13 protein-coding genes and 1 pseudogene are annotated in these 14,478 nt (G+C 62.2%); 2 read left to right on the top strand and 12 right to left on the bottom strand.

The features are described 5' to 3' along the window. Positions 1 to 195: 195 nt before the first annotated feature. From NKI29_RS13770 to NKI29_RS13730, 9 genes and pseudogenes are all read right to left on the bottom strand, one after another. On the bottom strand, positions 196 to 1,326 hold the full coding sequence (locus NKI29_RS13770) for a branched-chain amino acid ABC transporter substrate-binding protein (protein ID WP_023678047.1): 1,131 nt from the start codon (positions 1,324 to 1,326) through the stop codon (positions 196 to 198). Positions 1,327 to 1,464: 138 nt separating this feature from the next. After that, positions 1,465 to 1,812 carry a DUF6867 family protein gene (locus tag NKI29_RS13765; protein WP_023678048.1) on the bottom strand — a complete coding sequence of 116 codons (348 nt, stop codon included), beginning with the start codon at positions 1,810 to 1,812 and terminating at the stop codon, positions 1,465 to 1,467. Between the two features lie 19 nt (positions 1,813 to 1,831). Then, on the bottom strand, positions 1,832 to 2,560 hold the full coding sequence (locus NKI29_RS13760; RefSeq protein WP_352455032.1) for an ABC transporter ATP-binding protein: 729 nt from the start codon (positions 2,558 to 2,560) through the stop codon (positions 1,832 to 1,834). An 8-nt stretch (positions 2,561 to 2,568) separates the two neighbouring features. Further along, a pseudogene (locus NKI29_RS13755) lies at positions 2,569 to 3,729 on the bottom strand (ABC transporter ATP-binding protein); the annotation flags it as partial. Then, the gene (gene livM, locus NKI29_RS13750) at positions 3,729 to 5,357 is read right to left on the bottom strand and encodes a high-affinity branched-chain amino acid ABC transporter permease LivM (protein WP_352574662.1); all 1,629 of its coding nucleotides are present in this window, start codon (positions 5,355 to 5,357) and stop codon (positions 3,729 to 3,731) included. The gene livM and the pseudogene NKI29_RS13755, both read right to left, overlap by 1 nt. Before the next feature lie 4 nt (positions 5,358 to 5,361). Then, positions 5,362 to 6,264 carry a branched-chain amino acid ABC transporter permease gene (locus NKI29_RS13745; RefSeq protein ID WP_023678052.1) on the bottom strand — a complete coding sequence of 301 codons (903 nt, stop codon included), beginning with the start codon at positions 6,262 to 6,264 and terminating at the stop codon, positions 5,362 to 5,364. A 333-nt stretch (positions 6,265 to 6,597) separates the two neighbouring features. Continuing rightward, complete coding sequence (locus NKI29_RS13740) at positions 6,598 to 7,599, bottom strand: 4-hydroxyproline epimerase (RefSeq protein WP_352634258.1); 1,002 nt, start codon at positions 7,597 to 7,599, stop codon at positions 6,598 to 6,600. A 28-nt stretch (positions 7,600 to 7,627) separates the two neighbouring features. Then, a complete protein-coding gene (locus tag NKI29_RS13735; protein ID WP_352569560.1) occupies positions 7,628 to 8,878 on the bottom strand; it encodes an NAD(P)/FAD-dependent oxidoreductase in 1,251 nt (416 codons plus the stop codon). A 48-nt stretch (positions 8,879 to 8,926) separates the two neighbouring features. Beyond that, a complete protein-coding gene (locus NKI29_RS13730; RefSeq protein WP_352569559.1) occupies positions 8,927 to 9,820 on the bottom strand; it encodes a dihydrodipicolinate synthase family protein in 894 nt (297 codons plus the stop codon). Between the two features lie 166 nt (positions 9,821 to 9,986). Here NKI29_RS13730 and NKI29_RS13725 point away from each other — a divergent pair, with 166 nt between their 5' ends. Continuing rightward, positions 9,987 to 10,577: a GntR family transcriptional regulator gene (locus NKI29_RS13725; RefSeq protein WP_502895519.1), complete on the top strand. Its 591-nt coding sequence runs from the start codon at positions 9,987 to 9,989 to the stop codon at positions 10,575 to 10,577. A 13-nt stretch (positions 10,578 to 10,590) separates the two neighbouring features. On the opposite strand, the gene NKI29_RS13720 is transcribed toward NKI29_RS13725, so the two are convergent. The 3 genes from NKI29_RS13720 to NKI29_RS13710 form a co-directional block, all read right to left on the bottom strand. Then, the gene (locus NKI29_RS13720) at positions 10,591 to 10,905 is read right to left on the bottom strand and encodes a hypothetical protein (protein ID WP_352569558.1); all 315 of its coding nucleotides are present in this window, start codon (positions 10,903 to 10,905) and stop codon (positions 10,591 to 10,593) included. A 303-nt stretch (positions 10,906 to 11,208) separates the two neighbouring features. After that, positions 11,209 to 11,505: a hypothetical protein gene (locus tag NKI29_RS13715; RefSeq protein ID WP_023678058.1), complete on the bottom strand. Its 297-nt coding sequence runs from the start codon at positions 11,503 to 11,505 to the stop codon at positions 11,209 to 11,211. A gap of 190 nt (positions 11,506 to 11,695) precedes the next feature. Further along, positions 11,696 to 13,192, bottom strand: coding sequence for a CoA-acylating methylmalonate-semialdehyde dehydrogenase (locus NKI29_RS13710; protein ID WP_352471248.1), 1,497 nt, complete (start codon positions 13,190 to 13,192; stop codon positions 11,696 to 11,698). Between the two features lie 378 nt (positions 13,193 to 13,570). Between NKI29_RS13710 and NKI29_RS13705 the strand changes: the two genes are divergently transcribed. Then, entirely contained in the window at positions 13,571 to 14,452 is an 882-nt protein-coding gene (locus NKI29_RS13705; RefSeq protein ID WP_023678060.1) for a LysR family transcriptional regulator, read from the top strand. Positions 14,453 to 14,478: the final 26 nt, after the last annotated feature.

The following is a 14,478-nucleotide window of genomic DNA, read 5'->3' as shown; positions in this document are numbered from 1 at the left end:
ATATGATTAGCGCGAAAATGCTGCAGTGCAAACAAAATCGAAAAGAGGATTAAACCGATTTAATTTGATCTATCGCGCTGACACATTGCGTGTCGATCCGAAGAACGCCTGGGCAGTTCCGATCCAGGCTTTCGGGAACTCTCATAAAAAATGCCCGGCGCGAGGCGCCGGGCATTCTCATGTAGCAACGTCCGGTTATTTGCCGGGTGCGTTCTCGACATAGGTGTACTTGCCGTCGTCACCCTTCTTCCAGGTGTACATGACGTAGTCAGGACGGGTGATATCGCCCTTCGCGTCGTAGCCGATCTCGCCGATCGCGGTCTTCCAGGGGCCGGCCGACTTGATGGTCTCGGCTACCTTCTGAGCGTCATCGGCTGAACCGGTCTTGGTGATGGCGGCCGCGATGATTTCCATCGCTGCGTAGGAATAGAGGGTATAGGCCTCGGGCTCGAAGCCGGCCGCACGGAACTTCTCGACGAGTTCCTTGGCGTTCGGATTCTTGCGCGGATCCGGAGCGAACGTCATCAGCGTGCCCTCGACGGCGTCGCCGGCGATGGAGGCCAATTCGTTCGACACGATGCCGTCGCCGGACATGAAGGTTGCCTTGAGGCCCTGGTCAGCGAGCTGGCGTATGATCAGGCCGGCTTCGGTGTGCAGGCCGCCATAGTATACGACCGAGACGCCCGCGTCCTTCATCTTGGCGATGAGGGCCGAGAAATCCTTGTCGCCGACATTGATGCCTTCATACATGGCCTCAGTCACGCCGTTGGCTGCGAGCGCCTTCTTGGTTTCGTCGGCGAGGCCCTGGCCATAAGGCGTCTTGTCATGGATGACAGCGATCTTGGCATCCTTGAAGTTCGCGGCGAGATAGTCGCCAGCGACCTTGCCCTGCTGATCGTCGCGTCCGCAGGTGCGGAAGGTGTTCCACATGCCACGTTCCGTCAACTTCGGATTGGTCGCGGCCGGCGTGATCTCAAGGATGCCGTTCTCGGCGTAGACTTCCGACGCCGGGATCGAGACGCCGGAGTTGAAGTGGCCATCGACATACTTGACGCCGTCGGCGACGAACTTGTTGGCGACCGAGATGCCTTGCTTGGGATCGGAGACGTCGTCGCCGACTTCAAGCTTGAGCTGCTGGCCAAGAACGCCGCCGGCCGCATTGATATCGGCGACTGCCTGTTCGGCACCCTTCTGAAGCTGGGCGCCGAACGCTGCGTTCGGACCGGTGATCGGACCGGCAACGCCGATCAGGATGTCAGCCCACGCGTTGCCGCTGAACGCGACAAGCGCGGTCAGGGCGACGGCGGACAAAAGTGACTTTTTCATTGAAACGCTCCCATTTACCGAGTGGGCGTGGATGTTGCTTTCATGCGATGCCCACTCTTGCTCGCAGAAAGAGTACTTTGCCGATTTTCAGGCACTTGTCACGCCGATTCATCCCTGAAACGCCGTTAATGATAAATGTCAACCTTTTGGTTTCCAGCTCAAAAGAGAGGCTCTTTCGTAAAGCCAATTATACTGCGTTACCATCTGGTTGGTGCGCGTGTATTGGTAGCCGATGAAGCCCAAGATCATCAGCACAATGGTATCGACGATGTAGTAATGCAGCGAGAACATCGTTCCGCCGAACAGCGCGTGATGAATGAACCTTATGCCGATGCCGAGCCCCAGCATGAAGGCGAACAACTGGGCGAAGCTGCGCCACGTCTGCGCACACGCCTTGCCCGTCATCCACGCCGCCCAGCCGCCGAGCAGGCAGGTGACGAAGAAGAACTGCCAGATCGAGGGTTCCTCATAGAGAATGCCCTGCATGATTGATGCCTCCTGAAACTCAGTGATGGCCGCCTTCGAGATAGGCGGCGCGCACTTCCGGATTGGCGAGCAACTCCTTGCCGGTGCCGCTCATCGTCACATTGCCGTTGACCATGACATAGCCGCGCGTGGCGAGTTTCAGCGCGCCGAAGGCGTTCTGCTCGACCAGGAACACGGTCAGGCCTTGAGTCCGGTTCAGCTCGCGGATTGCGTCGAATATCTGCTTGACGATCAGCGGCGCCAGGCCGAGCGACGGCTCGTCGAGCAAAAGCAGCTTCGGCCGTGCCATCAGCGCGCGCCCGATCGACAGCATCTGCTGCTCGCCGCCGGACAGCGTGCCGCCACGCTGGGCAATGCGTTCCTTCAGGCGTGGAAACAGCGTGAACACCTTCTCGACGTCCTCGTCATAATGCTCAAGGTTGTCGAGGCTGGCGCCCATTTGCAGGTTTTCCATCACCGTCATGCGCGGGAAAATGCGGCGCCCTTCCGGCGACTGGGCGATGCGCATGCGCGCGATCTCGTGGGTCGGCAGTTGGGTGATGTCGGTACCGGCGAATGTGATGGTACCCGCGCGGGCGCGGGGAGCACCGAAGATGGTCATCATCAGCGTCGACTTGCCGGCGCCGTTGGCACCGATCAGCGCTACGATCTCACCTTGCCTGACGGTGACGTCGACACCGTTCAGCGCCCTGATGTTGCCGTAGTAGGTCTGAACGCCCTTGATATCGAGCAGCGTTGTGCCGGCCATCACTTGCGCCCTCCGCGCCGATTGGAGACGCGCGGCGTCTTCGGCTTCACCGGAGCCTTGGTGGCCGGCTTTGCTGCAGAGGATTTCGCGGCAGAAGATTTCGCCGTCGGTTTGGCTTTGGCCTGCGCTGCCGCCTTGCTTGCTGCGGCACTCGACCTCGCATCGAACTGCCCGGCTTTCGAGGCACCTTTCGACACGGTGACGCGCTCGCCCTCGCTGTGGCCGACCGTGTCGGCAACCGGTCCGGCGAGATAGGAAGACGATGTGCCTGGGCCGTGGGCGGCATCCGGGCCCGTATCCAATTGCTCGATGACATCTTCGTCGCCGACTTCGGTGAGCACCGTCTCGACCTCCTCGTCGTCGACGCCAAGATAGGCGGCGATGACGCGCGGGTCGGTTCGCACCGATTGCGGGTTGCCGTCCGAGATTTTGCGCCCGTATTCGAGCACCACGACGTGATCGGAAATCTGCATCACCACCGCCATGTCGTGCTCGATCAAAAGGATCGACGTGCCGGTGTTGTCCTTGATGTCCATCAGCAGCGCATTGAGCCCCGCCGATTCTTTCGGATTGAGACCAGCGGCCGGCTCGTCGAGGCACAGAAGCTCAGGCCCGGTGCACATGGCGCGAGCGATTTCGAGCCGCCGCTGCGCGCCATAGGGCAGATCGCCGGCCGGATCGTCGGCGCGGTCGACAAGATCGGCCTTCTCCAGCCAGTGCTCGGCCAGTTCAACCGATTCCGCCGAGGCCTGTCTGTAGCCGCTAAAGCCGAACAGGCCGAGAATGGTGTAACCGGAGGCCTTCATCAGCTTGTTGTGCTGGGCGACGAGAAGGTTCTCCAGCAGCGTCATGCCCGAGAACAGGCGGATGTTCTGAAAGGTGCGCGCCACCTTGGCGCGCGCCGGGATCTCATGGTTGGGCAAGCGTTCGAGCAGGAACGTCGAGCCGTCGCGCCGGTTGAGCGTGATCATGCCTTCCGACGGTTTGTAGAAACCGGTGATGCAATTGAACACGGTGGTCTTGCCGGCGCCGTTCGGACCGATCAGCGCGGTGATCTCGCCGCGCTTGGCCTGGAAGGAAAGGTCGCCGATGGCGACGAGACCGCCGAACTTCATCGACAGATGCTCGACCTGCAGGATGGCATTGTTCATGGAGGGGCTCGCGTTCATCAGCCGTGTCCCTCCTTGGTGAAGGACCCGGACACCGCCCTGCGCACCTTGAGGAAAGCTGTCGGCTCGCGGCTGCCGACGAAGCCGCGCGGCTTCCACAGCATGACGATGACCATCGCCATGCCGAACAGCAGCATGCGATACAGTTCCGGCGTGAAGCCGGACCCGAAACCGGGTATGACCGTAGTGTTGCCCCACCTGAGGCCGGTCTTGAGGAAATCCAGTTCGCGCAGGACTTCGGTGCCGCCGATCATCACCATGGCGGCGACGGCAATGCCGACCAGCGAGCCCATGCCGCCAAGCACGACGATGGCGAGGATGATCGCCGATTCCAGGAAGACGAAGGATTCCGGGCTGACGAAGCCTTGCCGCGCGGCAAAGAACGAGCCGGCGAAGCCGCCGAACATCGCGCCCGTGGCAAAGGCGGTGAGCTTGGTGGTGGTGGTGTTGATGCCGAGCGAACGGCAGGCGATCTCGTCCTCGCGCAGCGCTTCCCAGGCACGGCCGACCGGCATCCGCCTGAGCCTCACGGTGACGAAGGCCGTCAGCAGGCAGAGCCCGAGGATCAAATAGTAGAGGAATATCTTGTAGTAGGCACCCGATTGGGCGATGCCGAGCACCTTCGAGATGTAGTTCGGATCGGAGACGTTGAACGACATCAGGCCGAAGAAAGAGACCTTCGGGATGCCGGAAATCCCGGCCGAGCCGTTGGTCACCTCGCGCCAGTTGATGATCACCAGCCTTATGATTTCGCCGAAGGCGAGCGTCACGATCGCCAGATAGTCACCGCGCAAGCGCAGCACCGGGAAGCCTAGCATCACCCCCCAAAACGCAGCCATTAGGCCGGCGGCGGGCAGCAGGATCCAGAAGGAGAGGCCAAAATGCGTGCCGAGCAGCGCATAGGCGTAGGCACCGACGGCGTAGAAGGCGACATAGCCGAGATCGAGCAGGCCGGCCAAGCCGATAACGATATTCAGCCCCCAGGCCAGCATCACGTAGATCAGGATCTGGATGCCGTAATTGTCGACATATTTCAGCGAGCCCTGGAAACCGGCGGCCATCGACCCGGCATATAGCGCTAGCACCAACACCACCACGATCGGGTAGAGCGCCAGTGCAGTTATGCCCAATGCCGAGAAATGAGCATGAATGAAGGCCCGGAAATGATAAATCAGCCAGGCCAGCGCATAGATGATTGCAAGCGCCCGCACGAACCGCACGAAATCGGAAAGTTCCGGCCCTAAGGCCTCGGTCAGAAAGCCGCTGAGTGCGAGCAGAATAACGGCGACGGCGAGCGCCACGATGAACGCGGGAAAGCGGAAGAATCGCGAAGCCAGGCTGACCGGCAGCAGGCCGGTGGCGACGTCGACGATCTTCTGGTTCGCCAGGAAGGGTTGGCCATAGGCGACGTAAAGGAAGCGTCCGGCCATGGTGGCGATCACGACGCCGGCGAGCAAGCCCCAGCGCTGCACCAGGATCAGTTCGTTGGAGATGTTCTGGTCGGTCTTCAGGCCGATGAACAGCACGAACAGGCCAAGCGAAATGGCGCCGGCATAGAGCGCTTCGCGAAAGGCGCGCTGGACCGGGGTGGCGACGACGGTGCTTTCCGGAGACACGGTAACCGCCATGATCTCAGACCTTTTCGACTTCTGGCCGGCCGAGAATGCCGGAAGGCAGGAAGATCAGTACGATCGCCAGGATCGAGAACGCCGCGACATCCTTGTAGTCGATCGAGAAATAAGCCGACCACATGCTCTCGATGAAGCCGATCATCAGCCCGCCGAGCACGGCGCCGGGCAGTGAGCCGATGCCGCCGAGCACCGCGGCAGTAAATGCCTTCACACCGGGCGTAAAGCCGTCGGAAAACACCACCACACCGTAGTACATCAGGAACAACGTGCCGGCGACGGCGGCAAGGGCGGCGCCCATGATGAAGGTGATCGAGATGGTGCGGTCGACGTCGATGCCAAGCAGTGCGGCCATCTTGCGGTCCTGCTCGCAGGCGCGCTGCGCCCGGCCGAGCGAGGTCTTGTTGACCAGGTACCAGAACAGCGCCAGCAGGACTATGGTGACCAGGACGATGATGATCTGCTTCAGCGAGACGCTGATGCCTTCGATGTTGTAGACCTTGGACACCATTGGCGGGACCGGCTTGTTGCGCGGCCCTTGGGTCACCTGGACGAAATTGGACAGCGCAATCGACATGCCAATCGCGGTGATCAGCGGCGCCAGCCGGAATGAACCGCGCAAAGGCCGGTAGGCCACCTTCTCGATCGTCCAATTATACAGGCTGGTCAGCAGCATTGCGACGATCATCATGATCAGCAGCGCAACGACGATCGGCAGCGAATAGAACAACGCACCGAGGATAAGGAAAACGATGAGCGCGGTGAAAGCGCCGATCATGAAAATGTCGCCATGGGCGAAATTGATCATGCCGATGATGCCGTAGACCATCGTATAGCCGATCGCGATCAGCCCATAGATCGATCCCAGCGTCAGCCCATTGATAAGCTGCTGGACAAAATACTGCATGCTGTCGTGGCTCCCCTGGAATGTCGCCCATGCAGACGCATTCCTTTTCGTATTTCCCCTAGTCGTAAAGTTTCGAGCCCGGATTGCAACGTGATTTTTCGATCATTATGCGTGTTTTCGCCGCACGCCGTTCGATTGCCCGTTTTGTTCCCGTCCGCCCCCTGGACCATCGCGGACCCTACCATTGGCCTAACGCAATGTCTTTGACGATTCAATCGCAGCATGCGCTCCATTTCGAAGAAATCGCCGTCAAAATAAGTTGATGAGCGGGATCGTTGCGCCGTTGACGTCAATCCGCTTGCGCTCTCTCTTTCCCTTGCGTCAGTGTTTTTTCTATTTGACGACGAAGCCGTGCGCGAACGGGTCGCGGTCGTAGATGAAGATCGTGTTCAATCCGGTCATTCGTGCCCAGCCGCCGATCGACGGAATGATTGCCGGCTTGCCGGCGACGGTGACCTCTTCCTCGACCCTGCCCTTGAACAGCGAACCAATGATCGATTCGTGGACGAAGTCGTCGCCGACCCCAAGCTTGCCCTTGGCGTGAAGCTGCGCCATACGCGCCGAGGTGCCGGTGCCGCAGGGCGACCGGTCGATTGCCTTGTCGCCGTAGAAGACGGCGTTGCGGGCATCGGCTTGCGGGTTGGTCGGCGCGCCGGTCCACAATATGTGCGACAGCGTATTGATGCCGGGATTCTCCGGATGCACGAAGGTATATTTTTCGTTGAGCCGCTGCCGCACCACCGGGCTCCAGGCGATCAGTTCGCCGGCCGAATGGTCGGCCATGTCGCGATAGGTCTTTTGCGGTTCGACGATGGCGTAGAAATTGCCGCCATAGGCGACATCGACGCTGATCTCGCCGAGCCCGGGGCATTCGACCGTCAGTGCCTCGGCATAGAGGAAGGAAGGCACATTGGTGATGCGCACCTCCTCGACATAGTCGCCGACTTGGCTGTACTCCGCTACGACCACGCCCGCCGGCGTATCCAGCCTGAGCACGCCCGGTGTCTTCGGCTTGATCAGCCCATGCTCGACGGCAAAAGTTACCGTGCCGATGGTGCCGTGGCCGCACATCGGCAAGCAGCCCGAGGTTTCGATGAACAGGATGGCGATGTCGCAATCTTCACGCGTCGGCGGATAGAGGATCGAGCCGGACATCACGTCATGGCCGCGCGGCTCGAACATCAGCCCGGTGCGGATCCAGTCATATTCGGCCAGGAAATGCGCTCGCCGCTCCATCATCGTTGAGCCCTTGAGCAAAGGCCCACCGCCGGCGACCAGCCGCACCGGATTGCCGCAGGTGTGGCCGTCTATGCAGAAGAAGGAATTCTTGGCCATGCCGGCTCCCAACTGAATGTCTTCGAACTCAAAACCGTTGCGGGCTGAACGGGCCGAGATCGAGCGATGGATTCTGCCCGAGAACGAGCTCGCGGATCAAGCGCCCGGTCGCCGCAGCCTGGGTCAGGCCGAGGTGACCGTGGCCGAAACCATACACCACCGACGGCGTTTGTTGCGACCGCCCGATCACCGGCAGCGAATCCGGCAGCGACGGCCGGAACCCCATCCATTCGCGTCCATTGGCCGGATCCAGTCCCGGCAGGAATTTCTGCGCCTTTTCGAGCAGCGCTTTCGAGCGCGCATAATTGGGCGGCCGCTCAAGGCCGCCGAGTTCGACCGCGCCGCCGACGCGCAGGCCCGTCTCGAGCGGCGTGATGACGAAGCCATGCCCGGAGAAGATCAATTGCCGCCTTACATCGAAGGCAGTCTTCGGCAACGTCGTGTTGTAGCCACGCTCGGTCTCCAGCGGGATTCCGTCGCCGAGATGTCTCGCCAGCAGATGCGACCAGGCCCCGGCAGCGATGACGACGTGCTTCGCCCGTCGCCGCGTGCCGTCGGCCGTGGTCAAGATCGCGCCGTCCTGTCCCGCCTTGACACGCTCGATCCGGGCCCTTTCGAACCCGGCGCCCAACCTCTCGGCATAGGCCCACAAGGCCTTTCCAAGCAGCTTGGGATCGGCAACGGTTTTCCACCCCGGCACGAACGTTCCCTTGACGAAGCGCGGCGACAGACCGGGCTGCAGGGCTGTGAGAGCGCTCCCCTCGACATGGCTGAAGCCGATGCCGAAGCGCTGCCTTGCCGCCCAGCCGGTCAGCGAGGCCTTGAACTCGGCCTCGCTGTCGTAGAGTTCGAGCGAGCCGTCCTCATGCAGCATCGGCCGTGTGCCGGAACGGTCGAGCAAGCCCATCCATTCCGCCTCGGCGAGCTTCATCATCCCGGCCTGCGCGGCAAGGCCGGCTTCATAGCGGTCGCTTCGGCCGGCGCGCCAGAAGCGGACCAGCCAGGGCAGCAGCTTCGGCAGATACGCGGGTGGGATGCTGAGCGGGCCGAGCGGGTCGGCGAGCCATTTCGGCAACTGCTTGATCATGCCCTTGTGGGCGAGTGGCAGCACATCGGAGAAGGCAAAGGCAGCGGCATTGCCGGAGCTGGTTTCCTCACAGATCCCCGTCCGATCGAAGATCGTGACATTTTGGCCCGCCTCTGCCAGAAAGGCGGCGGCGCAGATGCCGATGATGCCGCCACCAATGATGGCGACATCGAGCGTAGCATTATCATTCATTGCCATGCGCCGCGCTGCACATCTGCAAATGCCTTCAAAGCGACTGGATCAGAATGTCGGCAGCTCTGGCCGCACCGCCAGCGCATCCCTGACGATCTTTTCGACTGCCTTGCGCCGCTCGCCCGACAATGGCTGGCGCGGCATGCGCACGCGGTCGTTGGTGTTGATCGCCAACACTTCGGCGAGCTTGATGTTCTGCACCAGATAGGTCGAGACGTCGAGGTCGAGCAGCGGCCGGAACCAGCGGTAGATCTTCAGCGCCTCCTCGCGACGGCCCTGTCTCATCAGCTGGTAGATGGCGACCGTCTCGCGCGGGAACGCGGTGACCAGGCCCGCCACCCAGCCGATGGCGCCGACCGACAGCGCCTCGAAGGCGAGATTGTCTACGCCGGTGAACAGGTCGTAGCGGTCGCCGAGGCGGTTGATGATCTCGGTCGAGCGGCGGATGTCGTCGGAGGACTCTTTTATGGCGACGAAGCGTTGGTCCTTCGCCAACTCCTCCATCTGGTCGACGGTGACGTCGACGCGGTAGGCAAGCCGGTTGGAGTAGATCATCACCGGCAGGTCGCCGGCCGCGGCGACGGCGCTGAGTGCCGCGACCGTCTCTTCGGCATTGGTATGGTAGATCGGACTCGGCACCACCATCAAACCGTTGGCGCCCGCCTTGGCGGCGCGGCGCGCGATCGCCGCCGCCTCGCGTGTACCGGCCTCGTTGACCGTCAACAGCACCGGTTTCTTGCCGGCGATCTTCTGCGCGTTCTTCAGCACCGCGATCTTCTCGTCGTGCGACAGCATCGGGCCTTCGCCGAGCGACCCGCAGACGATGATGCCGTCACAGCCGGCCTCCATCTGCAGCGCAAAGCAGCGCTCCATCTCGGCATGGTCGAGGCCGTCGTCCTCGGTGAATTTGGTCGTAACGGCGGGGAAGACTCCGGCCCACATGTCGATCGCTCCATCTGATATATCAGTCGTATATTTCTTAAGAAGCCGGCTGTCAACATTGAATCTGATATGATATATCAACAATATATCAGGAGAAGTCGCATTGGTATATGACAGACCGGGCTCCGAGCCGGCGACCGCGAAGGCCTACCGCAGGCTCGAGCACATGATCGTAACTCTCGAACTGGCGCCGGCGAGCTTCATCACCGAGGGGGCGCTGATCGACAGGCTCGGCCTCGGCCGCACCCCGGTTCGCGAAGCAATCCAGCGGCTGGCCTGGGAGGGGCTGCTCGAGGTCCGGCCGCGCGCCGGCATCGCCATCGCGCCGCTCCACCCCGGCGACTGGCTGCGTGTCCTCGACGCCCGCCGTGGCGTCGAGGTGGTGCTTGCCCGCTCGGCCGCCCGCTTCGTTACCCGCGAGGCCGCCGACCTGTTCCATGACGCTGCCCTTGCCATGCAAAAGGCAGTGATTTCGGAAAATGTGTTCTACTTCATCCAGGCCGACAAGGCGCTCGACGAGGCGCTGGCGCTGGCTGCCGACAACCCGTTCGCCGCGCGCCTGGCGGCACCCTTGCAAACCCACAGCCGTCGCTTCTGGTTCCGCTACAAGGCCGATACCGGATTGGCCGAATCGGCCGAGCATCATGTCGCGCTGATCCGTTCGATCCTCGCCGGCGACGAAGAGGCCGCGGCCAAGGACGCCAAGCGGCTGATGGCGCTTTTGCGCGGCCATGCCGAGGCGGCTGCTACGCGCTGAGCCTGCCATTTCGTCATGCGCCCTGGCCGGGCAGGGCCATCACGTTTTCCCAATTGTCGCCGGCCGCGACGATGCAGCTTCTGCCAGCGATATCGGTGACGACGATGGTCCAGGTTCCGGTCTCGGCGACAAAGACTTCCATGACCGCCTCATGACCGATCAGCCCCAAAGCAAACTGCCTTTCCTGGAACTTCTCGCTCAAATGGGCGACGATCTCGCCATGTTCAACGCAGTATTGATATTGCGCGCCTGCGGTGTTCGTACCCACCGCCAATGCGCCAGCAAAAACCAGGGTTTTCACCCATCTCAACAGCGATTTGCGTGCCATAGGGCACCTCCTTTGCCATCACGTTCCGGCAAAGGAGGGGTTTGATTGCCTCATTTTGCCGGAGCGATCCAGGCCGGTTCCGACGTCATCATCATCGCGTCGTTCCTTTCTGTGTTCCGGTCTGCCATTGGTGGGAACGATTCCAGATGTTCCCATTATGTTCTCGATATATGGTATCGGCAATGGAAAAGCGCAAGCAGGCGCCCAAGCGGGCGCCTGCAGATCCGTTTTACGGTTGTCGCCGAAAGAATGGGCCACAGGCCGCGCGGCCATGCCGAGGCGCGCAGACCCGTGATAAATCGTTCAGATGCCTGGCAGCGCCGCTGTCGTCATCGCGCTTTCCCAGCCTTCGCCGACTGAAATCACGCAGCTTTGACCTTTTGTGTCGCTGGCGAGGATGGTCCAGGTGCCCTTGTCGGAAACGAAGACTTCAAGCACCACATTCGGATTGACGACGCCGACCGCGCTCGGGTTTTCATGAAACTTCTCGCCGAGCGCCTTGACCATATCGGCGCGAGCCGCGCATTGCTCGGCAGCCATTGCCGGGACGGCGGAAAGGGCCATCGCAGCGCAAGCTATAGTCGCCATGAGACGTGTCATCTGACACCTCCTTTGCGCCGGACATTTCCCCCGGAGCCGTCACCAGCGCCGTTGGTTGATCTGCCAGCGTCTCCTTCGCGGCAGGACTGCAACCTAAGAAGATTGCTGCCTTCTTGGTTCCATCACATTAACGTTCAAACGAAAAGGCCCGGGTCCGAGCCCAGGCCTCGTTCAGTGTTTGCGATCTGGATCAGTTCATCGTCGGGATGACGAACTCGGCACCGTCCTTCACACCGGACGGCCAGCGCGACGTCACCGTCTTGGTCTTGGTGTAGAAGCGGAACGCGTCCGGCCCGTGCTGGTTGAGGTCGCCGAAGGAGGACGCCTTCCAGCCGCCGAAGGTGTAGTAGGCGATCGGCACCGGGATCGGCACGTTGATGCCGACCATGCCGACCTGAACCCGCGAGGCGAAGTCGCGCGCCGCGTCGCCGTCGCGGGTGAAGATGGCGACGCCATTGCCCATCTCGTGCTCGTTGGCGAGCTTGATGGCGTTCTCGTAGGTCGGTGCGCGAACGACCGAGAGCACCGGCCCGAAGATCTCTTCCTTGTAGATGCGCATGTCGGCGGTCACATTGTCGAACAGGCAGCCGCCCATATAGTAGCCGTTCTCGTAGCCCTGCATGGAAAAGCCGCGGCCGTCGACGACCAGCTTGGCGCCTTCCTTGACGCCGGTGTCGACATAGGACTTGACCCGCTCCAGCGCCTGCGCCGTGACCAGCGGGCCGAAATCGGCGGAAGAATCCGTCGACGGACCGACCTTCAGGCTCTCGACGCGCGGCACCAGTCTTTCCATCAGCCGGTTGGCGGTGTCGTTGCCGACCGGGACGGCCACCGAGATCGCCATGCAGCGCTCGCCGGCCGAGCCGTAGCCGGCGCCGATCAGCGCGTCGACGGTCTGGTCCATGTCGGCATCCGGCATGATGATCATGTGATTCTTGGCGCCGCCGAAGCACTGCACGCGCTTGCCGGCCGCGCAGCCGCGCGAATAGATGTACTGGGCGATCGGTGTCGAGCCTACGAAACCGATGGCCTTGATGTCGGGATCGTCGAGGATGGCGTCGACCACTTCCTTGTCGCCGTTGACGACATTGAGGATGCCCGCCGGCAGACCGGCCTCGATGAACAGTTCGGCAATGCGCATCGGCACGCCCGGGTCGCGTTCGGACGGCTTGAGAATGAAGGCATTGCCGCAGGCGATGGCCGGCGCGATCTTCCACAACGGGATCATCGCCGGAAAATTGAACGGCGTGATGCCGGCGACGACGCCGAGCGGCTGGCGCATCGAATAGACGTCGATGCCGGGGCCGGCGCCATCGGTGAACTCGCCCTTCATCATATGCGGCGCACCGATGCAGACCTCGACCACTTCGAGGCCGCGCTGGATGTCGCCCTTGGCGTCGGCGATGGTCTTGCCGTGTTCGCGCGCCAATATCTCGGCCAGCGCGTCATACTCCTTGGCGACCAGCTCGAGGAACCGCATCAGGACGCGTACGCGTCGCTGCGGATTGGTCGCCGCCCAGCCGGGCTGTGCGGCCTTGGCGTTTTCGACCGCCGCGCGCAATTCCGCCTGCGAAGCCAGCGCCACCGTGCCGCGCACCGTGCCGTCCATCGGCTGCATGACGTCCTGCTTGCGGCCGCTGGTTCCGGCGACGCGCTTGCCGCCGATGAAATGACCGTATTCGATCATGGTCTCTCTCCCTGGTTCGTGATGAGGCATTGTCCGCCTTTGCGGGAGCGATGGCAACGCGAGCGAAAACGCAACCGTTGTGCGGAGAATAGATAGCGGTTGACGGCAGAGCATCAATTCTCGCAAATAGGAAGAATGCAGGTCCCCAGCAGCAAGGATTGAGATTGAGTTCCTTCACCGCCCCCCTCTGTCCTGCCGGACATCTCCCCCTCAAGGGGGGAGATTGGCTGTCACGCCCGCCTTCGGAAATCTTCACCGCGGCAAGAAAGACGCCTGCGGCGAAACTGCCAATCTCCCCCCTTGAGGGGGAGATGTCCGGCAGGACAGAGGGGGGCGCGAAGGAACGCGGTTTTGATCGTTATCGCCAGGACCACCCTCATGAACTGGGATGATGCCCGTATCTTCCTTGCCGTAGCGCGGGCCGGCCAGATCCTCGGCGCCGCCAGGCGGCTGGAGCTTAATCACGCGACCGTCTCGCGCCGCATTGCCGCCCTCGAGGATGCGCTCAGGACAAAACTGTTTCGCCGGCTTACCACCGGCAGCGAGCTGACGCCGGCGGGCGAGCGTTTCCTCGAGATTGCCGAACGCATGGAGGGCGACATGATCGCCGCGCGCTCGACCGTTTCAGGCGAAGGCGACGACGTCTCGGGCACCGTGCGCATCGGCGCGCCGGATGGCTTTGGCGTCGCCTTCCTGGCCAGGCGCCTCGGCGCGCTGACCGCTCTGCACCGTGAGCTCACCATCCAGCTGGTGCCGGTGCCACGCTCCTTCTCTTTGTCCCGGCGCGAGGCCGACATTGCCATCACCGTCGAACGGCCGACGGAAGGCCGCCTGGTGGCGGGAAAGCTGGTCGACTACACGCTCGGCCTGTTCGCGTCGCGGGCCTACGCCGACACCCATGGCCTGCCCGGAACCGCCGCCGAGCTAGGCCAGCATACGCTGATCGGCTACGTGCCGGACCTGATCGTCAGTCGCTCGCTCGACTACGCGGCCGAATTCAGCCCCGACTGGCGCACCAGCTTCGCTATTTCCTCCGCGCTCGGCCAGGCCGAAGCAGTGCGTTCCGGCGCCGGCATCGGCATCCTGCACACCTTCGTTGCCCGCTCGATGCCGGAGCTGGTGCCTCTCGATATCGTCGCACCCATACGCCGCGCCTACTGGCTGGTCTATCATGAATCGGTCAGGCCGCTGCGCCGCGTCCAGGTCGTCGCGAGCTTCATTACCAAGGCCGTCGAACGGGACAGGGGTTTGTTTGCGTGAGCCTGCCGGCCGCTGGCTGTCTTAGC

It is taken from the genome of Mesorhizobium sp. M0678 (assembly GCF_040320505.1).
Taxonomy (GTDB): Bacteria; Pseudomonadota; Alphaproteobacteria; order Rhizobiales; family Rhizobiaceae; genus Mesorhizobium.
This window is presented reverse-complemented; position numbering and strand designations above follow the sequence as displayed.

Bases quoted from the DNA above. Each gene is read 5' to 3' on its own strand.
- NKI29_RS13770 (WP_023678047.1), bottom strand. From the start codon at position 1,326: ATGAAAAAGTCACTTTTGTCCGCCGTCGCCCTGACCGCGCTTGTCGCG.
- NKI29_RS13765 (WP_023678048.1), bottom strand. From the start codon at position 1,812: ATGCAGGGCATTCTCTATGAGGAACCCTCGATCTGGCAGTTCTTCTTC.
- NKI29_RS13760 (WP_352455032.1), bottom strand. From the start codon at position 2,560: ATGGCCGGCACAACGCTGCTCGATATCAAGGGCGTTCAGACCTACTAC.
- livM (WP_352574662.1), bottom strand. From the start codon at position 5,357: ATGGCGGTTACCGTGTCTCCGGAAAGCACCGTCGTCGCCACCCCGGTC.
- NKI29_RS13745 (WP_023678052.1), bottom strand. From the start codon at position 6,264: ATGCAGTATTTTGTCCAGCAGCTTATCAATGGGCTGACGCTGGGATCG.
- NKI29_RS13740 (WP_352634258.1), bottom strand. From the start codon at position 7,599: ATGGCCAAGAATTCCTTCTTCTGCATAGACGGCCACACCTGCGGCAAT.
- NKI29_RS13735 (WP_352569560.1), bottom strand. From the start codon at position 8,878: ATGAATGATAATGCTACGCTCGATGTCGCCATCATTGGTGGCGGCATC.
- NKI29_RS13730 (WP_352569559.1), bottom strand. From the start codon at position 9,820: ATGTGGGCCGGAGTCTTCCCCGCCGTTACGACCAAATTCACCGAGGAC.
- NKI29_RS13725 (WP_502895519.1), top strand. From the start codon at position 9,987: ATGATCGTAACTCTCGAACTGGCGCCGGCGAGCTTCATCACCGAGGGG.
- NKI29_RS13720 (WP_352569558.1), bottom strand. From the start codon at position 10,905: ATGGCACGCAAATCGCTGTTGAGATGGGTGAAAACCCTGGTTTTTGCT.
- NKI29_RS13715 (WP_023678058.1), bottom strand. From the start codon at position 11,505: ATGACACGTCTCATGGCGACTATAGCTTGCGCTGCGATGGCCCTTTCC.
- NKI29_RS13710 (WP_352471248.1), bottom strand. From the start codon at position 13,192: ATGATCGAATACGGTCATTTCATCGGCGGCAAGCGCGTCGCCGGAACC.
- NKI29_RS13705 (WP_023678060.1), top strand. From the start codon at position 13,571: ATGAACTGGGATGATGCCCGTATCTTCCTTGCCGTAGCGCGGGCCGGC.